The organism is Ignavibacteria bacterium (assembly GCA_025612375.1).
Taxonomy (GTDB): domain Bacteria; phylum Bacteroidota; class Ignavibacteria; order Ignavibacteriales; family SURF-24; genus JAAXKN01.
Genome location: JAAXKN010000002.1, coordinates 305,182 through 328,471, shown reverse-complemented (window position 1 = coordinate 328,471; position 23,290 = coordinate 305,182). Strand labels below are relative to the sequence as shown.

Annotated in this window: 16 protein-coding genes; 9 read left to right on the top strand and 7 right to left on the bottom strand. The window is 44.8% G+C overall.

Annotated features, from left to right (window positions below; all coding sequences use genetic code 11):
* Nucleotides 1-149: 149 nt before the first annotated feature.
* Both HF312_03115 and HF312_03110 read left to right on the top strand, forming a co-directional pair.
* A complete protein-coding gene (locus tag HF312_03115; protein ID MCU7519177.1) occupies nucleotides 150-1,238 on the top strand; it encodes a S9 family peptidase in 1,089 nt (362 codons plus the stop codon).
* Between the two features lie 347 nt (nucleotides 1,239-1,585).
* Nucleotides 1,586-3,037 (top strand): tetratricopeptide repeat protein, encoded by a 1,452-nt coding sequence (locus HF312_03110; GenBank protein ID MCU7519176.1) that lies wholly within the window; start codon nucleotides 1,586-1,588, stop codon nucleotides 3,035-3,037.
* 57 nt (nucleotides 3,038-3,094) lie between these two features.
* Here the strand turns inward: HF312_03110 and HF312_03105 are convergent, their stop codons facing one another.
* The 7 genes from HF312_03105 to HF312_03075 form a co-directional block, all read right to left on the bottom strand.
* A complete protein-coding gene (locus HF312_03105) occupies nucleotides 3,095-5,533 on the bottom strand; it encodes a TolC family protein (protein ID MCU7519175.1) in 2,439 nt (812 codons plus the stop codon).
* Nucleotides 5,534-5,577: 44 nt separating this feature from the next.
* On the bottom strand, nucleotides 5,578-8,739 hold the full coding sequence (locus HF312_03100) for an efflux RND transporter permease subunit (protein ID MCU7519174.1): 3,162 nt from the start codon (nucleotides 8,737-8,739) through the stop codon (nucleotides 5,578-5,580).
* Nucleotides 8,740-8,754: 15 nt separating this feature from the next.
* Nucleotides 8,755-9,807 (bottom strand): efflux RND transporter periplasmic adaptor subunit, encoded by a 1,053-nt coding sequence (locus HF312_03095; protein MCU7519173.1) that lies wholly within the window; start codon nucleotides 9,805-9,807, stop codon nucleotides 8,755-8,757.
* Between the two features lie 240 nt (nucleotides 9,808-10,047).
* A complete protein-coding gene (locus HF312_03090) occupies nucleotides 10,048-10,668 on the bottom strand; it encodes a T9SS type A sorting domain-containing protein (protein ID MCU7519172.1) in 621 nt (206 codons plus the stop codon).
* Between the two features lie 56 nt (nucleotides 10,669-10,724).
* Nucleotides 10,725-11,294 carry a hypothetical protein gene (locus tag HF312_03085; GenBank protein MCU7519171.1) on the bottom strand — a complete coding sequence of 190 codons (570 nt, stop codon included), beginning with the start codon at nucleotides 11,292-11,294 and terminating at the stop codon, nucleotides 10,725-10,727.
* Between the two features lie 112 nt (nucleotides 11,295-11,406).
* Nucleotides 11,407-11,652: a hypothetical protein gene (locus HF312_03080; GenBank protein MCU7519170.1), complete on the bottom strand. Its 246-nt coding sequence runs from the start codon at nucleotides 11,650-11,652 to the stop codon at nucleotides 11,407-11,409.
* Between the two features lie 199 nt (nucleotides 11,653-11,851).
* The gene (locus HF312_03075; protein ID MCU7519169.1) at nucleotides 11,852-12,988 is read right to left on the bottom strand and encodes a hypothetical protein; all 1,137 of its coding nucleotides are present in this window, start codon (nucleotides 12,986-12,988) and stop codon (nucleotides 11,852-11,854) included.
* A 542-nt stretch (nucleotides 12,989-13,530) separates the two neighbouring features.
* Between HF312_03075 and HF312_03070 the strand changes: the two genes are divergently transcribed.
* From HF312_03070 to HF312_03040, 7 genes are all read left to right on the top strand, one after another.
* The gene (locus tag HF312_03070) at nucleotides 13,531-14,772 is read left to right on the top strand and encodes a CHASE2 domain-containing protein (GenBank protein MCU7519168.1); all 1,242 of its coding nucleotides are present in this window, start codon (nucleotides 13,531-13,533) and stop codon (nucleotides 14,770-14,772) included.
* Nucleotides 14,723-15,667: a hypothetical protein gene (locus HF312_03065; protein ID MCU7519167.1), complete on the top strand. Its 945-nt coding sequence runs from the start codon at nucleotides 14,723-14,725 to the stop codon at nucleotides 15,665-15,667. The genes HF312_03070 and HF312_03065 overlap by 50 nt, the downstream gene beginning before the upstream one ends.
* A gap of 41 nt (nucleotides 15,668-15,708) precedes the next feature.
* Nucleotides 15,709-17,070, top strand: a complete 1,362-nt coding sequence (locus tag HF312_03060; GenBank protein MCU7519166.1) for a C1 family peptidase — start codon at nucleotides 15,709-15,711, stop codon at nucleotides 17,068-17,070.
* A gap of 43 nt (nucleotides 17,071-17,113) precedes the next feature.
* Nucleotides 17,114-17,623: a hypothetical protein gene (locus HF312_03055; protein ID MCU7519165.1), complete on the top strand. Its 510-nt coding sequence runs from the start codon at nucleotides 17,114-17,116 to the stop codon at nucleotides 17,621-17,623.
* A gap of 88 nt (nucleotides 17,624-17,711) precedes the next feature.
* Nucleotides 17,712-19,409, top strand: a complete 1,698-nt coding sequence (locus HF312_03050; GenBank protein ID MCU7519164.1) for a caspase family protein — start codon at nucleotides 17,712-17,714, stop codon at nucleotides 19,407-19,409.
* 41 nt (nucleotides 19,410-19,450) lie between these two features.
* A complete protein-coding gene (locus HF312_03045) occupies nucleotides 19,451-21,667 on the top strand; it encodes a T9SS type A sorting domain-containing protein (protein MCU7519163.1) in 2,217 nt (738 codons plus the stop codon).
* Between the two features lie 888 nt (nucleotides 21,668-22,555).
* A complete protein-coding gene (locus HF312_03040; GenBank protein MCU7519162.1) occupies nucleotides 22,556-23,287 on the top strand; it encodes an ABC transporter ATP-binding protein in 732 nt (243 codons plus the stop codon).
* Nucleotides 23,288-23,290 lie beyond the last annotated feature (3 nt).

The window sequence follows — 23,290 nt, the reverse complement described above, 5'->3', positions numbered from 1 at the left end:
CAGCCCTCTTTCTTATTTAATTTATAAGTCTTTTTATGTAAAACAACTTCCTTCATCAAATGAGGAGAATTTTAAAGTTTGCTATTAAAACTTATTTTTCTAAAATTCGGACATCATTTTTCTATTGGAATTTTAATCCGGAGTTTGTTATGCATTTAAGATTTACAGCTATTCTTTCTGCCTTAGTCTTGTGCCTCGTCTTAGCTTTCCCCATAAAGGCACAGGAAAAGACAGATAACCTTAAAGACTATAAGGAATATTTGGATAAGAAATTTCAGGACCTCGATCACAGGATCGATGAAATGGAGAAAGCCATTGACGACGTGCTCTGGTACGACAAGGTAAGTGACGTGGCTAACATCGACAAGGTTTATATTGTGGGCCCTCCCTCAAACCACGTAAAGAACCCTACAGCCATGGGCGCCAACAACCCGCTGAAGTTCTGGTGCTACGTTTTTATACCACAGAAACTTGACCGCAGCAGAAAGTATCCTCTTATTATCCTGCCTCACGGAGGAGTCCATGCAAACTTCACAACTTACCACACGCACATAATCCGCGAGATGGTTTCCCAAGGCTACATAGTTGCCGCCCCCGAATACCGCGGAAGCACGGGATACGGCAAAAGCTTTTATGAGAAAATTGATTACGGCGGACTTGAAATTGACGACAACCACGCTGCACGCGACTATATGGTTGAAAACTACGACATAGTCGATAAAGACCGCGTTGGAATTGTGGGCTGGAGCCACGGCGGACTGATCACACTCATGGATATTTTCCAGCACCCCGACGACTATCAGGCGGCATTTGCCGGCGTACCGGTTAGCGACCTCGTAGCCCGCATGGGTTATTACGACGACGAGTACCGCAAGGAATTCTCGGCTGAGTTTCACCTGGGCAAAACTGCCAACGAGGACGTTCAGGAATACAGGAAACGCTCACCCGTTAACTATGCCGAAAAGCTTAAGACTCCGCTCCTCATTCACACAAATACCAATGACGACGACGTTAACGTGCTTGAAGTGGAAAGCATGATTAGGGCCCTTAAGGCTGAAGGCAAAAAATTTGAATACGAGATCTTTAAGGATGCCCCCGGCGGCCACAGCTTCGACCGCATAGATACGAAGCTTGCCAGGGAAACACGCATGAAAATTTACTCCTTCCTGGCGCGCTATCTTAAACCTCCGCACCCGTTCAGGTCAACCCGGGATCTTGAAGTAGTTGCATATAAATAAGTTTGTTGTAAGATGGGCAGGTTTTCCCTGCCCATCCACTTTCATGCCCCATCCTCTAATCCACGTATAAACAGACGTCTTATCTTTTTACGGGACTTGAATATACTTCCGCTACTTGAAATTGATAAAATAAAATTGATAATTGTATATAAGTTTTAGGAGAGGTTCCGTGAAAACTCGCCCCATAGTTCCAGCTTTCTCTCTCCAGAAGAAACTTTTTTCTCCCGGCAGGAATACCTGTCCCCAAAGGGCATTCTCAGGCCCCAAACCGGCATACATTTTTTCAATTTCCGACTGCAATAATTCCGCATTAAATATAAATCAGAATATTATTTCAGGAGGTCAAAATGAAAAGCTTAAAAAAGACTATTCTTTTGTTCCTGCTCTTTTCAGCAGCTCTTAGCGGCCTTGCCTACGCACAGAAAGGCCAGATGAAAATTACAGCTTCTTCTTCAGAGGTCCTGAAACTCTATAACGACGCCGAGAAGATGGCCTGCAAAATGAAATTTGATGCCGCAATGGACCTGCTTCAGAAAGCCGTGAAGGCAGACCCCAATTTTGCCATGGGGTATCTCAGGATGGCTGAACTGTCAGGCAATAATCTAGACGAGAGCAAGGCTTATCTGGATAAGGCTCTGAGCCTTTCGGGCAACGTGTCAGAAGGTGAAAAGGAATGGATACTACTTATGAAGGCCCGCAGCGAGGGACCGCTGGAGGATTATAAAACCCGCCTTCAGAAACTAGACGAAAAGTTTCCCAAAGACCGTGCCGTGCAGTACACACTGGGCAGCCTTTACTTTGAGGATTTCAACAACTACACACTGGCCTCAGAACACCTCAAGCAGGCTATTGATGCCGACAAAAAATTTGCCGCACCTTATAACCTGCTGGGAACGTGCTACGCAAGGCTTAATAAGGACGAGGAAGCCGAAAACGTCTATCTGGATTATATTAAACTTAATTCCGAAGATGCCGCGCCATACTATTATTATGCGGACTATCTGATTAAGTCGGGGCGCTACACAGATTCACGCAAGCAGAATGAAAAAGCCCTCCAGAAAGATCCTTCATTCTATCAGTCCTTAAACAGCATAGGTTCAAACTATGCCATGAGAGGAGACTACGCAAATGCAAGAGCCAACTTCCAGAAGGCCCTGGAGAAAGCCCCTACTACAATTGGTAAACTGGAATCAATGTATAATGAGGCCATAAGCTACCTTTACGAGGGGAAAATAAATGAAGCAGTGGATCTGATGGAAAAAAGCAAAGCGATGGCTGAAAAGGAAAAGCTAACGGGGCAGGAATTCCGCTCTCTTTACACCGGCGGCGTAATCCTCTCCGAAATGGGCAGGGCGTCTGACGGCATAAAGCACTTTGAGCAGGCGGCTGAAATCATAAACAAATCATCGCTTCCCGAAAACATGAAGACGCAAAGACTCGTCCTTGCAAACCTCGGGCGCTGCCGCGCAATGATTGAAATGGGTAACTTAAATGAAGCCCGCACACTGGTTACGCAGTGCAGGGAAGTGGAGAAGAATGAACCGCAGAAAATGTACTTCAACACCACACTTGGCGCCCTTGCAATACAGGAAGGAAAGTATGACGAGGCACTTCAGTACCTGGCCGAAGGCAACAGGGAAAGTCCTCTTAACTGGTACTATACAGGCCTGGCATACGAAAAGAAAAAAGATACTAATAGTGCAAATGAGTGGTTTGCTAAAATTGCCCGCTGCAGCAATAACGGGGTGGAACTTGGAATTGCCCGTGCGCTTTCAAAAGAAGCTTTAACTAAAAGGTAAGTTCTGCCTCAAGGGGACAGGGCCTTCATGAGGGGAGAAGGCCCTTCCCGATTTATTTTAACGCCTTGCCTTGCTTTCTATAAAGTTAATGAGCCCTCCCGTAATCTGACTTCTTTCCTCAGGAGTAAGAAAGAGGTCATACTTGCCTATTGCACGCTGGAGCTGCATATAGCCTATCAGGAGGTCATAGTATGCATTTACAGAAATCTGGTCTGCCCTGAGAGCCGATGCCTGTGCATCCATAAGGTTTAATATGGACAGAGCCCCCCTGGAATACGCATCGGTTACTATCTTGAGAGTTTTCTGCGCCGCCTCCTGCTCTATCTTCGACTGCTGTATTCCGAAGTAGGCAGCCTTAAGGGTTTCCATCTCATAGCGTATCCTGAGCGCGATCTTTTCTGCAACAGACTTCTTCTGATAATCGAGCTGGTTTAATTCCGAGACAGCCTTCTGCTCCGAATAACTTGTAGCAAAACCGTCAGAGATGTTCAGCGAAAGCTGCAGCCCCACACTCCAGTCGTTATTATCCGGAAGGCTCGGCGAAACCATGGAAAACAGCTGTCCCATGTAGGCCGGGAATTCAACCGGAATTGAGCTTGGCGGAGCAGGAATTGAACTTAGCTGAAAAGGCTGGCTGATCCTGGATTTGTAAAATGTATTTGAATAAGAAGCAAAGGCCGCAATAGTAGGGGTGTAAAATGAATACCTTATTGAAGTCAGGTTCCTGTTCTGCGCATCCATAACTGAATTTATCTGGCTGATCTCTTTCGAGCTTTTAATCCCCTCCTGCACAAGAAAGTCGGTCATAAGGTCAAAGCTCACAGGGTCTTCAAGATAGCTTCTGATCTTGCCGTTTGAGATGATCATTTCAGGATCGTCCAGCGATACATCGGCCACGTTTACAGAATAAATTAAAGGGATATTCATCACCTGCTTTAATGCAAGCTGGACCTGGTTCATCTGGCTTTGCACCTCCATTGCCGTTTTCCTCAGATCCGCAATTTCAGCCTCCCACCTCAGCTTTTCCTCCGGACCCGCTGATCCTGTAGACTGCCTTATGGCAGCAATCTCCAGGTTCTGCCTCATGAGCCTCAGGTTGTCGAGCAGAATATAGAAAAGCTTTTTTGTACGCAGGAAGTTGAGGTAAAGCTTTGAGCCTTCAGAGATTGTATTAAGGCGCATGACCTCAAATTCATCTTTCTTGGAATCGTAGAGGGATGACTGTATGCTGATGTTTGCCATTGCCTGTTCGGAGAATATAACCTGCCTTACTGAAAAGTCCACCGTCCCGCGCCTTTCGGGCTGGTAGCCTGAGGCTGCCCTGTCCTTGTCTATCTGCAGGCCCGAGGCATTAAAGTCTATTCTGGGCAGGAGGTTTGACCGGGCAATGCTTATATTCTGTGCCTGCGCGTTCATCTCCTGGCGTTTTCCAAGCACTTCAAGATTTTGTTCCGATATTCTGCTAACAGCAGTCTTAAGCGTCAAGTTCTGAGCCCCCGGAATTGCCGTTGAATCCAGCTGAATCAGTTCAGCCTCCAGCAGTGTATTCCATTTCGGGGATACACCGACGGCGTAGGCGGTCTTTAAGTTTATATAAAGCCTCTGGGCCGGGGAGAATGTAACGCTCAGCATTCCGGGGTCGTCACCAAGCGAGATCCTCTGCACGTTCAGGGCAATCCGTCTGATCATCCTCGGGAAAATGTCAGGGCTTTCGGCAGCCATAATCCCGCGCCTTACGTCGTACTCCCCCAGGAAAGAAAAGCTCGGAAGCCTTCTTTTAATGAGCTCCTGCGATATCTTCTGAAAATCCTCTTCAGGCATCGGCACCATGTGCAGATAAACGGCATCGGCATCTTTCGGAATTGCCGACAAGACCTCATCGGCAGAATTGTCATAGAAGAGTGTTACAATCTCAGGCCCGTTTTCCTTCCCCCTGTATTCAAGCGGGATATCATCCTTTCTAAGACTCCTGTGGTACTTCCGGCTTGCAATTACCACAAGCTTCTTAAAAGGTACCAGTTCTTTCAGCTGCGCAATATCCCTTTCAAATGTATCGGGATAAATCAGGTAACAAAGGTTTTTGACTCCGCTCGTGCCTGAGGTGAAGGATATCTTCTGATGCGAGGGGTCTATAACAACAGGCGCAATTACAGGTTTCGGAAAAGACTTCCTGGATGCAAGGTCTACTGAGGAAAGCAGTCCGAAACCGATCACGTAATCTATGTTTTTGTCGTTAAGAAGCTCATCGTTCAGTGCCGCAATTTTTTCCTCTGTCCAGTCCCCCGTAAGAACCTTCGGGAACCGCACTTCAGCCTGTGATGAAAGGGCGTCCTTTATCTCTTTTCTAAGGAGCGCCAGAAGGCCCTCATTCCTTCTCCACGGGCCGTCAACGCTGATACCTATTTTAATTACGCGCTGCTCCTGCGCCAGGGCGCTTTGCCAAAAGAAAACAATTATCAGAACAGGTAAAATTATAAATTTTATTAAAGCTCTCATGTCTTATACCTTCATCTGGTTAATGACTTTTTTTAAGAGCAATTTCACTTCCCCGGTAATTTATTTTTTACAAATTCGTTCTCTTCATCCGCGGTTTTTATCTCCTGGTGTCTTTTTACCGGGAACGGCTCTTTAAACAATCCGGGGATTGACCTTCTCAGCTTGTCTATTTTTGTATAAACAACAGGCACTACAAGAAGCGTCAGGAACATGGAACTTGTAAGCCCCCCGATTAACGCCCAGGCAAGCCCGTTTTTCCATTCCGAACCCGCACCCGAGGCGGTTGCAATCGGGAGCATACCGAAAACCATGGCAAGTGTGGTCATCAGTATGGGCCTTATGCGTGAGTTGCCGGCTTCAACAAGCGCCTCATTAAGCCCAAATCCCTGCGTCCTCTGGAAGTTCGTCCTTTCCACGATCAGAATTGCGTTTTTTGCAACAAGCCCTATCATCATAATTACACCAAGCATTGAAAATATGCTTAGCGCGTTATCCGTTGCGGCAAGTGCTATGAGCGCGCCAATTAGCGCAAGCGGAATTGAGAAGAGGACCACAAATGGATAAACAAACGAGTCGAATAAGAGCACCATAATAAGGTAAACAAATATAATTGCCGCAATCAGCGCCAGCATGAGAGAGTCCATTCCTTCCGAGCGCATCTTCTCATCGCCTTCCAGGCTGATATACGTCCCCCCGGCCTTTTTATTGCCCAGTATGCCGCTAAAAGATGCCATAACGCTTCCTATAGGGCGCCCGTCCGTATAGGCCGAGACGACCATTGAAGGGTTGCGGTTCTGCCTCTCAAGCTTTGTTGGCCCAAGGCTTTGGTAAACACCTGCAAACTGCTCCAGCTGTACCTGGGCCCCTTTGTAATTTACAAGCGGCAGCCTGGAGATGTCTTCCATGTTGGAGCGGTCGAAGCGGTCCAGCATTATCCTGATAGGATATTCATACTGCCCTTCGCGGTACTTTGAGTCGTCATTGCCTGTTAAAGCCACCTGGAGCGTAGTACCCACGTCAAAGACTGTTATGCCGAAGTTTGCCATCTTCTGCCTGTCTATGTCCACCCTTGTCTCGGGCTTCCCCTGTTCGGAGGAAAGCCTGATGTCTGTTATGCCGGGAGTTTTCCTTAATGCCTCAGTAACCAGTCCTGCCGTTGCCTGTATGGAATCGGGCTTTCTTCCTGTTATCTGTATAAAAACAGGCGCCTCACCTGACTCACCCGTTACGCCGATCTGGTTTATGTATACTCTGGCATCCGGTATAAGCCTTCCCTTTTGTTTAATCTCATCCGAGATCTCCTTGGTTGATTTCAGCCTTTCATCCTTAGGCAGGAGCGTCACCGTTATTTCAGACGCGTTATTCATTGTCTGGCGGTTCGGGCCGCGCCCCACGTTTGTAAGTATTTTTTTCACTCCCGGTATATCTGAAATTATTCTTTCCACCTGCTGAGTCACCCTGTTGGTGTTTGAAAGCGTGGAGCCCGGGGGAAGTTCAAGTGCAACAATAAACTCACCGCTGTCGGGCTGCTTCATAAATTCGCTTCCGATAAGGCCCATTGCAGGAAGCCCCATTGATACCACAAATATTACGGTTGCCCCTGAGAGGACCTTCCACGGATTCTTAAGGCTCCAGCGCAGCATCTGAAGATAGATTCCTGTAAGCCTCTTAAAAGAGTTTTCAAATGCACTTCCAAGCCTTCCCATAAGAGAATGCGGACTGATCAGTTCCAGCTTAGAGAACCTGGAGGCCAGAACGGGCGTAACGGTAAATGAAACAAAGAGGCTCATTAGTGTTGACACAGTAATCAGGATTGCGAACTCACGCATGATGTCGCCTATCATACCGCTTACAAGTGAGAGAGGGACAAAAACCACAACGTCCACAAATGTAATTGAAAGTGCCGCAAAGCCTATTTCATTTCTCCCCTTTAAGGCCGCGGTCTTTTTATCCTCCCCTTTTTCCAGGTGGTGGTAAATATTTTCCAGAACCACAATGGAGTCGTCTACAAGTATGCCTATTACGAGTGAAAGCGCAAGAAGCGTCATGAGATTTAGTGAAAAGTCGAAGGCCCACATGACGACAAAAGCCGCCGTAAGAGAAGTCGGTATTGCGATCATTACAATAAATGAGTTTCTTATGCTGTGCAGGAACAGGAACATTACAGCTGCAACGAGGAGGATTGCAATAAGAAGATCCTTCTGCACCGCGTCTGAGGCCTCGACGGTAAAGAGCGACTGGTCCTGCGCCACGTCAAATTTGAGGTTCAGATTTTTGTAATCTTTTTCCAGCTGGCTAAGCTCGCGCCTGACTAAACTGCTCACCATGACGGAATTTGCCCCGGCCTGCTTTAAGATTGCAATACCTATGGAGTTTTTCCCATTTAAGCGGCTGAGGGTTTCTATTTCAGCCGTGCCGTCCTCAATTTCGGCAACGTCTTTAAGGCGTATATTCCCCCCCTGCTGCGACTGCCCTACGACGAGGTTTCTCAGGTCGTCAATTGAGGAGAACTTTCCTGCTACCCTCACAATAAACTGCTGCTGCGCGCCCTGTATCTTGCCTGTCGGGAAGTCCAGGTTTGAAGTATTTACCGCCTGGGCGATTCTTGCAATTGAAAGCCCGTAGGCCGAGATCTTCTGCGCGTCCAGGTTGATCTTAATTTCCCTCTGCTGCCCGCCTGTAAGGAGTATGAGCCCCACGCCGTCAACTCTCGATATGGCAGGCTGGATCTGGTCCTTCATAAACTGGTAGAACTCCTTTGATGACATATCGGCCGTAGCCCCCACCTGAAGTATGGGCGTCTCCGAAAGAGAGATCTTCTGAAGCACAGGTGTTCTGACTTCCTTCGGAAGACTCATCATCATTCCGTTTATCTTGCGCTGAGCGTCCTGGAACGACACGTCAACGTCGGCTGACTTCTTGAACTCGATGCTGACAATAGAAACCCCCTCATAGGAAGTGGACATGATTCTTTCCACTTTGTCCAGGCCCGAGAGCGCGTCTTCAATTACCTTTGTCACGTTGTTTTCAACTTCGCTCGGGGAGGCACCGGGGTAAACCGTTGAGACGACCACCCATGGAATATTTATATTTGGAAGGAGTTCATACTTCAGCTGCGAATATCCGAAGACAGCCAGGAGCGTCAGGGCGGAAAAAATGACAATTACAAAAGACGGTCTTTTTATTGATAGTTCAGTTAAGGTCATTTTAGTATCCTCAACTTAATTATTTATTTTTACTACTCTGGAGTTGTTAGAAAGGTTATACTGCCCGTTTGTCACTATAACGTCTCCTTCCGCAATGCCGTCAATTACTTCCAGCTCCTGCCCGGCCTGGCGCCCAATGGTAACGGGCTGAAGCAGTGCCTGGCTGTTTTTGATGAGGTATACCTGTGCGTTGCGGATGCTTCCAATAAGAGCCTCCCTTGGAATTAAAATGGCGTCCCTTTCATCCGAAGAATTAAAGTTAGCCCTTGCAAACATTCCGGCTTTCAGCGGATGCTCTTTGCTGTTTTGAAGTTTCAGCTCAACGGCGTAGGTGTGGGCCTCGTCGGCTTTTGAAGCTATATTATCCACGTTACCCCGGAAGCTGACGCCCGGGTAAACATCAGTTGTAACTTCAACCTTGTCTCCCGGCCTGATCTGGAAGGCTTCGCGTTCTGAGATGTTCAGTTTTACCTTTAAAGTTGAAATGTCCACAACGTTGGCTATTACCATTCCGGGCTGTACCATTGTGCCCACTTCAACGTTCCTTGTATTTATAGTGCCGGTAACGGGTGTGGTGATTTTGGTATTATTCAGCTGCTTTTTGGCAACCGTAAGCTGGTTTTCCGCGGCCTTCAGCTGGAGCCTGGCAAGATCCAGCTGTGAGGCCGAAATGGAATTTTCCTGGAAAAGGACTTCACTTCGTTCATAATCCCTTTTTGCCTTCAGGTAGTTGATTTCTGCTGAGGCGAGGTTTGACTGCATTATTACGTCATCAACCTCGGCAAGCACGGTCTCCTGGTGTACATTGTCGCCAACCTTTACGCGTACTGCTGTAACAAGCCCCTGGGTTTCGGAAATTACATTTATATCCTTATTGGCCTGTATTACGCCAATGAGAGATATGGAATTTGAGATTTTTCCCTTCTTTGCCTGCATCACGCTTACAGGGACGTCGCCTATAATCTTCTCCTGTGTGACTGTCTGAGTTTTTGAAGGTCTGAAAATTAGAAACACGATAACAATTAAACCAATTGCCAGAAATGAAAACGTAAACAAACGCCTTTTCATGACTTCCTCCGGCTTAAGTTCGCATTATCAATGAACGGACAGTATCAGGATAGACAATTAATTTTTACCCTTCAAGGGGGGAATCTTTGGGTCAGGGGTAAGTTAGTAATTTTGACCTTTAATAGCAATATAACTGAATTTTCCCCCCTGTCCCGGTTCAGTAAAAATCAAAGTGTCAGGCACAAAAAAGGCAGAAGCTAAAGAGAAAGCCTCTGCCATATATCCCCTACTCAGATCAATTTACTTCAGGAGCATCATTTTGCCGCTCTTAACGAAGTCGTTGGCGCGGATCTCATAGACATAGATTCCGCTTGGGAGGTTTGATGCGTTAAATTCAACTGAGTACTTTCCTTCCCCTTTAACTTCATCGACTAGTGTTGTAACTTCTTTACCGAGTACATCATAGATCCTAAGAGTGACTTTTGAAGCCTTCGGGAGTTGGTAGCTTATTATAGTAGAAGGATTGAAAGGGTTTGGATAGTTCTGACTCATGGCATAGTCGGTCACTTTTTCTGAAGAGATCTTTTCAATCTCTTTCTCTTCTTCAGCATTAAGTACCCGTTCCATAAGTCCCCACCCGGCATTTATGCCGTCTTCAATTACAAGCTTAAGCCTAAGATTCCTGCCTTCAAATTTCTTCACATCCAGGCTTCCTGAAACACATCTTTTACTCCCGTCTTTTCCATTCATTGAAATCTTGTCCAGAGAAAACCTGTCGAGTACTTTCAGAGTACTTCCGTTATTCACCTCCTGAAGCTCCAGGCGGCAATCAATACCTCTGCCTTTTGAGAGAGCCTTCAGGCAGTAGAGTGTATCGAGTGCCCCGTACTCAATGTCATAGCTGATTGCGGAGTTAGCCATAGGTGTAAAAGTCTTAGTTGAAAGGACTTCACTAATGGACTTCGAATCATAGGATTTTATGCTGTCGCATTTTGAAGTAAATCCCAGGCGCTTGCCGTCAAGAGCAAGCCTGGAAGAAGTGATAAAGAAGACTGCGCTGTCAAGTCTTGCAATGGCCGTACGGTTAGAGAGTTCTTCATCAGCAGTCTTTCATATGAATTTGAACTGTTTTTCTCAATGACAAAAGGTGAAGCATAATTCCTATACTCATCCGAATGGTACCAGTTGTTCTGCGCATCTGAATAATAGTACCATGGATCCCTGAGGCTGACTATTGTTCCTGTAATTCCCTCAGATGGTGTTGCCTGTATTGTTGCTGAAGATGTCCTGTCAAATTTTGCCGCGAATATCGAGGGAAGCGTGCCGGTTAATTGAGGTTGAAAAGTATAGGACAGCCCATGAACATTCATAATAGTATTATCAATTATCCAATTATTGTACTTTTCAGAATTCCCCGTATTATTCCAGTTTGCTAAAAAAGGGAGTTCATTTGTTCTCGCAGTATAATTGAGCATCGGGCCCAAGCCAAGTACTGTGCCTGAAGCAATATTGCTTGAAGTGCCGTTAACGTTATTCTTTACATTCAAAAGCCCATAGTTTTCAGTATTCTCTATTTTATTTACAAACTGATAATTTTGAGGAACTGAAGAAAAATTTCGTGTCAGGTCAATTGAAGCACTAGTAGTCGATAAAATACTGCTATTGCCAAATGTTACTGCTGTTCCATTGCCAATTAACGAAAAGTATGTAGACGACTACAGATCCGCCGGCATTGGCACCAATATAGTGCTCATCACCGGGGCCATAACCAACAGGCCCCTGACTTGTTTGCCACTGGTTTTCCTTGACAGGGCCGTAAGTGTAGTTGTTCTGTCCGAAGAATGTTGACTGAAAAATCAACAAGGTGAAGAGTAAGAAAGCAAGGTTTCCAATAAAGTTTTTCATTTTACCATCCCTTTTTGTGAGTGAATGTGGTTTAGTTGTTTATTATATTGGAAATGGCAAAAAAAATAGGGATTCAGCTTATCAGGCTGATTAATAATGCTCAGAAGGACATTACCATATGTTTTGCCATTTGCCACGGTGCTGCTACACCGTGGCCTTTTTGTTTAGGTTTAAGTATTCTCCAAAAAATTCTGTAATTTTAGTTTCCTCTTTTTAGGATCATAATTATTCCATTTGTATTTGACCTACCAACAGCAGCTATTGTATTTTTCTTCATATCTACCGAGCCCCAAAAATACTCGCTGGTGTAGTTGTAAGGCATTCCAAGCTGTTTCCAGTTTTTCCCATTGAAGTGCCTTATTGTGTTGCCTTCACCTACAAGGGCAATATCATTGTCACTGTTGCCCCTGATTCCGGAAAGGTATCCCCAGTAGTCTCCATTTACGTTCATCCAGGTTTTATTTCCTGCAAGTGTCTTCACGTAATCCATTTTTCCATCTTTATATGCAAACAAAAGACTGCCTCCGAAGTAAACCGTATCAGAAGGGCTAACCCAGAGCATGCTTCCTACACCAACAAAATAAGGGTTGAAGAGCTCCTCTGTGCTGACCGAAGGTTTGCCTTCAGCAATTACATTAAATCCGGTTGCATCACCTTTCAATACGACTCCTTTATAGCCCAGCATATCCCCTCCTGAAGCATAGAAGTCTTTTCCGTCTTTTGAAAATATGTCCACTAAGTGCATTGTGGTACCGCTTTCAATTTTCTTCCAGGCCTTTCCGTCATAATGTACGATTCCGCCCTGAGCTCCAACTGCATAAATATCATTTGAATTTTTGGCCCAGATCTTTCCAATAACGATCGGAATGTATTCAGTTTTAAGCTGCTTTTCATCTTTTATGAATGTGACCTGGTTGGCATGGCTGACGATTATCTTTCCGCTGTCAAGGACACAGACTGAATTAGCCGGATAAGAAAATGTAGAGGGCAGACCTGGATAATCATAGAATTGGAGCTTAAAAGGCTTCCACTCAATTCCATTCCAGTGCATTGCATTGATCCAGTGTGCATCTGTCTTGCCTGTCGAGTCCTTAAGCTTTATATCACCTACAGCCCATATGTCATTTTCAGTTACTATCGCCACATCAAAAAACATACTCGTGTAGCCTGTTCCATAAAGGTCACCAAACTCCCACATCTGCCATGAGAAATTGTGGCTTGTAGTATCCGAGCCAGTTTCCTTCTTCGGCTCAACGGGGCTTTTGCAGCTCCCAAAGAACATAAGTGTGATGAATAAGAATAGTGCAATGAATATTGAAGCAATGGACTGTTTCATATTCTTTCCGGATATTATGTTTTTTATTTTGCCTTTTTATATGTATACGTCAGGCTTTTAGCATTTAACCAGATATAAATAAATAGCACGTGTAAATATATTTATGTAAATCTGACATTCCAGCTGCTGAAAAGCTCAGTTTCTTAGAAAAATCCGGCATTACTTTATCAGGATGCTCCTTTTATATCTGACTTCTTTAGAGATATCCTGTTCACGTTTTCTTTATAGCTGCTGACTGTAGTTTCGGACCTGGATTTCTTAAGAAATGAATATGGATGTTGGGACGCTTTGGAGAGTGGAATATGTGTCTTGGTATGTAGGGCCTTAGTATTCATCTGTCACTTAGAGAATTTATCCTTGTATGACTTATGATGAAAGAAAGTTACAATATGCAAAAATTAATGTCAACTGTCGCTTTGTTTTTTATTCCTCCACTTTAGATCCTATTTTATTTTTTGAAAATTCAAGGCCTGACAAGCCATCTCTATTGCAAATCATGCCTCAACTTTTATCTTCTTTATATACATTTATGGCACTTCACAGTGAAGAAGAAGCATTTTGACAGCATAATAGTTACAATAATAGTGTTTGCTATTATTGGAATATTCTATCTCATCCCGCTTAAAACGGGTATACTGGACCCCCTTGCCAAAGCCATAAGCGATTTCGATATCTATGACCTCGTCTTCTCGCGCCTGCGCACAGAGCAGAAAGCCGATACAAATATTGTAATTGTAAACGTGGGAAACCTGGACCGTGCCGGCCTCGCAGGACAGATCGATACGCTGAACAAATATCGCCCTAAAGTCATAGCTTTGGATATCTTCTTCCGGGGGGAAAAAGATCCCCATGGGGACAGCCTTCTTTCAACGGCACTCTCAAAATGCCGGAACATTGTAATGGTAAGCATGCTTGACAGGTACAATGAAGACAAGGACAGCTATGACACCATGATCACCTCGAGCCCTCAGTTCCTGGGCAATGCCGAAACTGGATACGCCAACTTCCCCGAAGACGAAAAAGGGGGCTATAGAACAATCAGGGGCCTGAGGCCTTTTGCTTTCTATAAGGATAAAAAAGAGATGGCTTTCCCAATCAGGATAGTTGAAGCTGCAGTCAACAATAAATACTTAAGTTTTCTTAAGCGCGGGAACGATATTGAAATCATCAACTACCGGGGCAACTTCAACAAGTTTTATTACCTGGACACATACAACCTTCTTGAGGGAAACTTTAACCGGAGCCTGATAAAAAATAAAATAGTCCTTATGGGCTACATGGGAGAAAACCTTAATACAAAAGTGCTTGAAGATATATTTTATACCCCCTTAAACGAGAACTATGCCGGAAGAAGCTTTCCTGATATGTACGGCGTTGTTATTAATGCCAATATCGTCTCAATGCTGCTTGGAGGCAGCTTCATTGACAGGATGCCCTATTACTTAAGCGTTCCTATTGCTGTCGTATTCTGCTTTCTTTGTACTCTTGGTTTATTCACCATAAAAAGTAAATACAGGGACTATTTCGGCGCGGCATTCAAATGGTTCATACTCCTCGTGACAATCCTGGAGCTGGACTTAGGAGTAAATATTTTCAACTATTTTAATTATAAAATTAATCTTACTTTACTGCTGGCTGCAGTAGTACTTATTCCCGCCTGCATCGATCTGTATCAGAATTACATTGAGAAATGGCTGTTTAAGAAAGTGTTAAAGATGGACATAGAAAGAAAAGATGAAATCAGTCAGGCTCATAGTGATAATACTTCTGGCCCTCGGCTCTGAGGCAGAGCTGTCTGCCCAGGATGCACTGTTTACTGTTATTGCTTCCAGCGGAAAAATATTCTTATGCGGCAAAGATACAAGCCGGTGGACTGAGCTCTCTGCAGGAAGCAGGATCTTTAAGGGGGACAGGATTAAAACCGGGGACAATTCTTACCTTGGCCTTTGCCACATGAACGGCAGAACGCTTGAGATCCTGAAAGGAGGCATTTACAATGCCGATGAACTCTCAGAAAAACTTGCCTCGGAAAATACCTCAGTGACAAAAAAGCTTACGGACTTCCTCGTCGGCGAGATTATTGTAAAGAACAAAAGCAAGAACATGAAATATATCTCTGCCGTTGCAAGAGAGAACCTCACCTTTATCGACAAAGATTTCCCGGCTTTTACCGTAGTCATGGATTCCAGCGTTACTTTCAGGTGGTTCCCTGCAAAGGGCGTCCCTTCGTACGCATTCAGGCTTATGAGCCCCTCGGGAGGGACTGTCCTGATAAAAGAAACAACTGATACTTTGATTACACTTAACCTTGAAGAGCTTAATCTTGAACCCGGCAGAAGCTACAGCTGGCTGGTATTTAATCCCGAAAATCCTGCCATGTCATCCGACAGCAGCAGAATAATGATTCTCTCCAGGTCTGAACTTGAAAGCATCCGGGACTCGCTTCAGGAATTAGAGAGCGACCTCTCAGACACTTTGAGCCCTCTTAACCAGATAATGGTTGCAACTTTTTTCGAGAACAACAGAATGAATCTTAAGGCTCTTGAATACTACGAAAAGTCCATTTCATACACCGGGCAGGTTCCGGAATTCCGGAAGAAATACCTTTTGTTTTTAATCAGAGCAGGATTATTTAAAAGAGCACAGACGCTCTCTGAAAAATGGGATATTGATAATTAAACTTTCCTGCTGTGTTCCTTGATCTATAATGGAGCCAGGTAATGAAAAACATTTTTCTACTCTTCCTGATCATTCTACTAAGGACAGTCTACCCGCAGGAGTTCGGGATGGGCCTTAACCTCGACGACCCGAAGTTCGAGGCATCCCCGCTTTCGGCACCTCTTATGAGGGGCGACTACGAGAACCTCCCCGACTCGGCCTCCCTGAAGGAGTTTTCTCCTCATCCCGGGCACCAGGGCTCATACGGAACTTGTACAGCCTGGGCTTCTGCATATGCGGCAAGAACCATTCTTGAAGCCTTTAAGAACAGGTGGAGCCGTGATGAAACAGATAAAAATGCCTTTTCCCCTTCTTTTGTCTATAACCAGATCAGGGCTATAAAGGACTGCTCGACGGGAGCTTCCTTAATCGACGCACTTAACCTTTTAAGAGATGCCGGCGACATGAAGCTGAGTGAGTTCGGCTACGACTGCTCCCGGGACGTGACGGATCAAGATAAACTGAAAGCCAATCCGTACAAGATCCTGGAGTACAGGGAAATCGCCGGCCGCAGTACAGAAAACAAGCACCGCTTCGTCAAGAAAAGCCTGGCCGAAAACAAGCCCGTCGTACTGGCATTCGACTGCCCTCTTTCATTTATTTCGGCAAAGGAAGCCTGGATGCCGGACACGGCAGACTACAAGGAATGGAGGCGCGGGCACGCAATTACGGCTGTCGGCTATAACGATAATAAGTTCGGAGGCGCAATTGAGATCATAAACAGCTGGGGAAATAAATGGGGTAAAGACGGCTTTACATGGATCAGATACAAGGACTTTGACTTCTTCTGCAAACTGGCCTTTGAGCTGATAGATAAATCCCAAAACGATTCATCAAAAGTTGACTTATCCGGCTCGCTTATATTTAAGGAAAGTACGGGGCGCGAAATGAAAGCGCGGTATAACGGCGAGTTCTTCATAATGGAGAAGCCTTATCCTTCAAATACAGTCTTTGAACTCAGAATCTCTAACAATGAACCCGCTTACGTCTACGCCTTCAGCAGTGATCTTACATTTAAGACATACAAAATATTCCCTTTCACTGAAAGAATGCTGGCATACCTCCCATACAGGCAGAACAACGTTGCCATTCCCGATGAGGAAAGCTATAACGTGCTGGACACAATTCCTGGAATTTCCTACTTCTGCTTTATCTATTCGAAAGAAGCGCTTAACCTCGACAGCCTGATGAAAATTGTTGAAAAAGGGAAAGGAACTTTCTACGACAGAATTGTTTCTGCCTTCAAAGACAGGATGGTCAGCAAAAAAGATGTTGAATTAAAGTATAAAGATGGTATCATATTCAGTGCAAGGAGCAGGGGGAAAACTTTAATTCCGGTGCTCGTGGCAATAAAGCATTTATAATAAATGTTACTTTTCCAGGCGGGGTTAAATTAAGGGGGATAAAATGAAGAAAGCATGCTGCTTTGCTTTTAATATTACTTTCATATTGTTTCTCCTTTGCGGCTTTTCACGCGCCCAGGGTAAAATAGACGTCAGCTTTGAAGCCGGAGAGGGCGATAAGATATTTATATCCTACTTTCTCTATGACGATGCCTCCAAAACTTATGAAGTTAGTACCATACTTAGGAAATCAAACGATCCTTCTTTTAAGCTGACGCCTAAGGACCTGTCGGGCGACATAGGCGAGGGGAAGTTCGCAAACCGCAAGTGCACAATCATCTGGAATATGAATAAGGACGAAGAAGCACAGCTCGAAGGAGAGGACTTTTATTTTGAAGTATCAGCCGATGAAATTAAAGAAAAAAGCTCCTGGTACTGGTACGTTCTTGGCGCCGCGGCACTGGGCGGCGGAACTGCAGCCTATCTCCTCTTGAACAAGGACAAGTCCTCTGAACCCTCTTCACCCATGAATCCCGCAGGGGACAACGTTGCAGTGCCTCCGGGAAGACCGTGAAAAACAAGAGGAATAATTTAATGAATAATATTTTTCAGCTATATACATGGGTTAGTTAACAATTTATAAATTTTAATGAGAATGCAAGATGGGAAAGATCATATTGCTGCTAGTCTTTGCCTTCTGCATAAACGTTTATGCTCAGATTAAAGGCACTTCCAGGACAGGAAGGCTAAAATCAAAAAAGGAAATTGTCACAGATAATATCCCTCCTGAGATTACACTGAAAGAGCCGGAAGTAGATAACGGCGGTGAAATCTCTGTTAACTCCGGAAAGCTAAGTATCAGGGGAGAGGTTAAAGACTCCGGCCCCATTAAGTCGCTGAGGTTAAATGAGCAGATGCTTAGCCTTGCGGCAGATAATTCCTTCAGCACGGAATACACTCTCCAGGAGGGGCTTAACAGCTTTCTTCTTACCGCAACCGACGCTAATAATAATTCGTCATCAATAACTTTTTCCATAAACCTCAAAGCCCGTAATGAACCGCCTTCAATATCCATACTGGAGCCCGTACCCAACAGCAGCAATGAGGCATCCGTTAAGGAAAAGAAGGCCGTGGTGAGGGTTAATGTTACAGATAAAGACGGGATAAAGGAAGTCCGCATAAATAAACAGAAGGCCCGCCTGCTCGGGAAAACCGAATATTACATTAATCTGGACCTGAAGGACGGCCTTAATCCGGTTCAGGTAGTAGCTACGGATAAAAAAGGCGCAGCCTCAGACTTCAGTTTCAGCATAATAACGCGCATTGACAAACAGGGGCCTAAGATAAAAATTACGGAACCACTGGTATCAAGAGGCATTAAAGTAATAAGGAAAAGCGAAACCGTTATGGTCAGGGGCAGGGCTGAAGATGAAAACGGGGTTTATGAAGTATCAATAAATAACATTAAGGCTTCTCTTGAGCCCGACGGAAATTTCTCGCTTAACATGTTCCTGCAGGTGGGAGACAACAAACTGACCGTGAAGGCGCTCGACAAAAACCTTAATGCCTCAATTGACACCTTTACAATTACAAGAAAACTCGTTGACGTTCTTACAGGCGGAAGGTACTTCGGCCTCATTATCGGAATAAATTCCTACAGCGGCTACTGGCCTTCTCTGCGCTGCGCTGTAAACGACGCCAAAGAGATCAGCAAAATATTAAAAGACCGATACAGGTTTGATTCAGTAATTACAATTCTGGACAAGGATGCCACCAGGCGCAACATTATGCAGAGCCTCGAATGGCTTTCAAATAACCTTAATAAAGATGACAACCTGCTGATATTTTATGCCGGGCATGGACAGTTTAACAAGGTATTGAACAAGGGCTACTGGGTTCCCGTTGATGCAAATGTCAACTCTGTTGCCGATTACATTGCAAACAGTGAAGTTAGGACCTTCCTGGCGGGCATACCATCCAGGCACACGCTCTTAATTACAGATGCCTGTTTTGCAGGCGACATCTTCAGGGGCGGCAAGGGTGAGACTGTGGCTTTTGACCCCAACAATATGGATAAGTATTACAGGGAGGTCTACCGCAGGCAGTCGAGGCTGGCACTCACTTCAGGCGGAGTTGAAGAAGTGCAGGATAACGGGAAAGACGGTCATTCAATTTTCACTTACTATCTGCTTAAAGCCTTAAAGGAAAACAAGAGCCGGTACATGGATGCTTCTCAGCTTTATAATGACCTCAGGATCGGCGTAGCCAACAACTCCGAACAGACACCTATGCTGCAGGTGGTAAAGGATACATATGATGAGGGAGGCCAGTTTATATTTGTTCTGCAGGAGGAAGAGTAGTTTAATTTAATAATTGTAAAACTTTTTTATGGTGGACTGCCATGAAAAACCTGTTAGTTGTTTTAGCCATAATTATTTTTGCCGGCCTACTCATGGGGCAGGTGAAGGATAAAGTCCCGTCTTACCCGATGCACGGATCCGCGGCTTCAAGGCCCCATGCACAGAAAACGGGTTCATCCACTTCAGAGAAAAACATATGGGATATTAAACTGCTCTGGAGCCTCAATAACGTTACCGGTAATTCGGGGCACGCGGGTATAGTTTACCTTAATACATCGGGCGACGTATGGATATCGCGCTGGAACAGCGACACGCTTTTTGTCTGGACTGCCACTACCACAAACTATATTTACCCAATTACAATCCCTGGCGTTACAGGCGTGAGGGCTATGACCTTTGACGGGACAAATATTTATGCCGGCAGCAATACGACAGACATAATGGTTATTAACCCGGAGACAAGAACGCTTAAAGGAACAATAAAGGCTCCGCAAACCGTAAGATATGTTACATACGACCCAAAGGCAGACGGGGGGAAAGGAGGCCTCTGGATAGGCAACTTTTCAACTGATCCGCAGCTGATTAGCATGAGCGGAACTGTCCTTAGGACACTTTCGATGTCTGACCTTGGGACGACAGGGATCTACGGTGCGGCTTATGACGGGCAGACTACAGGAGGGCCATACTTGTGGTTTTTCGGGCAGGCAGACGGCTACGGCAGTCCACAGACAATCTCACAGGTCAGCATTTACACCGGGAAAACTACAACACTGCAGCACGAAATGAGCTATGATATTGAAGCGTACGCATATAATGAGGGAATATATGCAAATGCCGACAGCATGCTTGCCGGAGGTTTGTGCCTGGTAACGGGAATCTTCCCCGGCGTAGTGGCACTTGGCGGGATAATGCAGGCATACCCCGACCTGATTTTTGCCGTTGAAGTCGGCACGGCAGCCGCACCCCCTTCTACAGTTACAATTAACCGCTCTTTCAGCTTCGGCGACCCAAAGGTGAGCTCGAGCTACAGGATGCTGAGTCTTCCGGGAGACGTAAATATCCCGCTTTCGCAGATTTTTACGGATGCAGGTGAGCACAAAAAAAACTGGAATGCGTTTTATGACAACGGCAAAGCTGAGAACTACCTCATTGAGTACGACAATTCCACTGCCTTTACATTCAGGCCCGGAAACGCCTTCTGGGTGGTCAGCAAGAATGCTCTTAACGTTTCAGCGCAGGTCAATCCCGTTACAACCGATGGCCTGGGAATGTATGAAATTCCTCTTCACAGCGGGTGGAATCTTATATCAAACCCTTTTACTTCAGAGGTTTCATGGGCATCTGTAAAACTTGCTAACCAGCTGCCGGCCAACAGCCTCATATACTCATGGAACGGGAGCTGGAGTAACCCTGCCTCACTTTCGCCATATGAAGGCTATTATTTCAATAACACGAATAACCTCACTTCACTGAAACTAACCGAGAACATCCCGGTAGGCATATCCGCCTCACGGTTAAATAAGAAGGCTCCTTACAATCCCGACAAGTATATAAAGGGGTATTTATATTCAGAGGGAAAAGAACTCTCCCCCTTTTATATTTCAATTGATAAAAGAGCCAGGGAAGGCTTTGATGAATTTGACTATTTTACTCCCCCCTCGGATTTTTATGATGAATGCATTTACATTCTGAATAATGATCTTGAGACGCAGTATAAGCACCTCTTCATCGACAGCCGTCCTGATATCTCAGAGGGGCAGGTGTATAATCTAGTACTAAAAAATAATATAAATCATCCCTGCCAAATAAGATTTGAAGGCATGGAAAACTTTGCAGGCTTTGAAGTCTGCCTGGCAGATAATTATTCAAAGAGGTTTTATAATCTCAGAGAAAATCCCGTTGTCAGAATTGAGCCAGTAACCGGAAAGCAGGAGTTAAGCCTGATAATTGGGAAAGGCAGTTTTATTGAAGAGAAGAAAAATAGTGTACTGCCAAAGGATTTCGCGCTTTTTCAGAACTATCCCAATCCATTTAATCCTTACACAATTATCTCATATGAACTCCCTGAAGAAAGCAGTGTAGAGTTAAAAGTTTTCGATGTGCTCGGCAAAGAAGTAGTAACCCTCGTGGATGCAGTTGAAATCCCCGGGCGTCATGAAGTCAAGTTCGAGGCTGGCAGGCTGCCCAGCGGAACATATTTCTATACATTAAGATCGGGTAGATTCACTAAAACAGAGAAGATGGTAGTTCTTAAATGATAGAACTTTTGATAGCCCTCTTAACGCCCCTGCTCTGCCTAGCGGAGTATATATCTACACACTTGAGGCAGGCCGCTTCCGGGCGTCAAAGAAACTCCTGCTCTTAAAATAAGGGGAATTTTTCTTATAGCTTTTATCGGGTAAAAGGAGAAAGGATTTTCGGTCAACAATAATATCTGGACTGCAGGATGTCTGTCCTGTAATCTCGGACAAAATAAACAATTCTGTGTTCCTGGGTATGGAGGCTATATTGCCTTTCATTAATTTTTAAAAGAAAACCATCAGAGTCCTGATTTTATCAGGACTCTGTACTGTTTTGTTTCTTTAAATACTTTCTTGTTTAAATACATTCTTGTTTTAATTTCTTTCTTGTTAATACATTCTTGTTTATGTACCCGTTTAGGGCACTCCTTTAGGCTTAAGCCTGTACCCGGATTAAATCCTTAAAAAAGGTAATAAAATAAAAAAAGGTGATTTTCTTTAGAATTTGAGCTATTTTCAACGTTTCTGCCGGCTGTACCCTGTGACCCGCCTGGCGTCCCGCTATGCGTCCCGATTAAGGGCTCCCGGTGTCCCGGTAAAAACGGCCTAATGGCTTCAAGTCATTGTCACTTTTTCTCCAAAAGTAGATTTCCGCATTAAATAGGTGGAAAACCCTGGCTTCACATGAAATATTGCAAATAGAAAATAAAAAGTAAACGTCTAAATTTGACCTTAATTTTGTCTCAGGTCAACGGGTAATTAAAAACTGTAGTATAAATAATGGCTCATTTTTCCCCACAACTCCAATAATTATTCCCTTCCAAAGAAAGCGCCAAAAGTGTTACCTTTTAATAATGAGGCTTTTTTAAGCCAATTATTAACAATTTGGGGAATACCAAGTCTTTTATGCAGGAAAGTAAAATTGCAGGAAATAACGGCTATAATCCGCTTATCGAACTTAAAGATGTCTCGAAAAGCTATATGGAGGAAAACCTCACCGAACGCAGTGTGCTCCACGAGGTTAATGCCGTCATCAATAAAGGTGAAATTATTATCGTCCTGGGCCGTAGCGGCTCCGGGAAATCAACTATTCTTAACCTCTTAAGCGGAATCGACCTTCCGTCAAAGGGATCTATTTTAATCGACAGCACAGACATTACTAAACTTTCTGAACAGGAAAGAACCCTTTTCAGGCGCGGAAACGTAGGCTTTGTCTTCCAGTTCTTTAATCTTATTCCGACCCTTACATCCATGGAAAACCTTATGCTTCCCCTGGAGCTTAACGGAGTTCCTCCTGAGGAGGGAAAAGAAAAAGCACAAAATATGCTTAAGGAAATAGGTTTAAGCGACAGGGCTAAAAGCTACCCCGACCAGCTCTCAGGAGGCGAACAGCAGAGGATTGCTATTGCACGGGCGTTAATACATGAGCCTTCAATTATTCTTGCAGATGAACCTACAGGCAACCTGGACTACGATACGGGACTTGTAATTATAAGCCTGTTGGATAACCTCGTCCGGAAAAAAGGCAAGACCATGGTTATGGCTACACACAGCAGGGAGGTTATTGGACTTGCCGACAGAATACTCACGGTAAAGGAAGGAAAGATTATTGAATTTTCGGCTTCAAAGGTGGAATAACCT

What these genes read in the sequence shown, in the direction of transcription:
- HF312_03100 (MCU7519174.1), bottom strand. Translation starts at nt 8,739, where the DNA reads ATGACCTTAACTGAACTATCAATAAAAAGACCGTCTTTTGTAATTGTC.
- HF312_03110 (MCU7519176.1), top strand. Translation starts at nt 1,586, where the DNA reads ATGAAAAGCTTAAAAAAGACTATTCTTTTGTTCCTGCTCTTTTCAGCA.
- HF312_03040 (MCU7519162.1), top strand. Translation starts at nt 22,556, where the DNA reads ATGCAGGAAAGTAAAATTGCAGGAAATAACGGCTATAATCCGCTTATC.
- HF312_03105 (MCU7519175.1), bottom strand. Translation starts at nt 5,533, where the DNA reads ATGAGAGCTTTAATAAAATTTATAATTTTACCTGTTCTGATAATTGTT.
- HF312_03095 (MCU7519173.1), bottom strand. Translation starts at nt 9,807, where the DNA reads ATGAAAAGGCGTTTGTTTACGTTTTCATTTCTGGCAATTGGTTTAATT.
- HF312_03050 (MCU7519164.1), top strand. Translation starts at nt 17,712, where the DNA reads ATGGGAAAGATCATATTGCTGCTAGTCTTTGCCTTCTGCATAAACGTT.
- HF312_03060 (MCU7519166.1), top strand. Translation starts at nt 15,709, where the DNA reads ATGAAAAACATTTTTCTACTCTTCCTGATCATTCTACTAAGGACAGTC.
- HF312_03080 (MCU7519170.1), bottom strand. Translation starts at nt 11,652, where the DNA reads ATGAAAAACTTTATTGGAAACCTTGCTTTCTTACTCTTCACCTTGTTG.
- HF312_03115 (MCU7519177.1), top strand. Translation starts at nt 150, where the DNA reads ATGCATTTAAGATTTACAGCTATTCTTTCTGCCTTAGTCTTGTGCCTC.
- HF312_03045 (MCU7519163.1), top strand. Translation starts at nt 19,451, where the DNA reads ATGAAAAACCTGTTAGTTGTTTTAGCCATAATTATTTTTGCCGGCCTA.
- HF312_03090 (MCU7519172.1), bottom strand. Translation starts at nt 10,668, where the DNA reads ATGGCTAACTCCGCAATCAGCTATGACATTGAGTACGGGGCACTCGAT.
- HF312_03075 (MCU7519169.1), bottom strand. Translation starts at nt 12,988, where the DNA reads ATGAAACAGTCCATTGCTTCAATATTCATTGCACTATTCTTATTCATC.
- HF312_03065 (MCU7519167.1), top strand. Translation starts at nt 14,723, where the DNA reads ATGAAATCAGTCAGGCTCATAGTGATAATACTTCTGGCCCTCGGCTCT.
- HF312_03055 (MCU7519165.1), top strand. Translation starts at nt 17,114, where the DNA reads ATGAAGAAAGCATGCTGCTTTGCTTTTAATATTACTTTCATATTGTTT.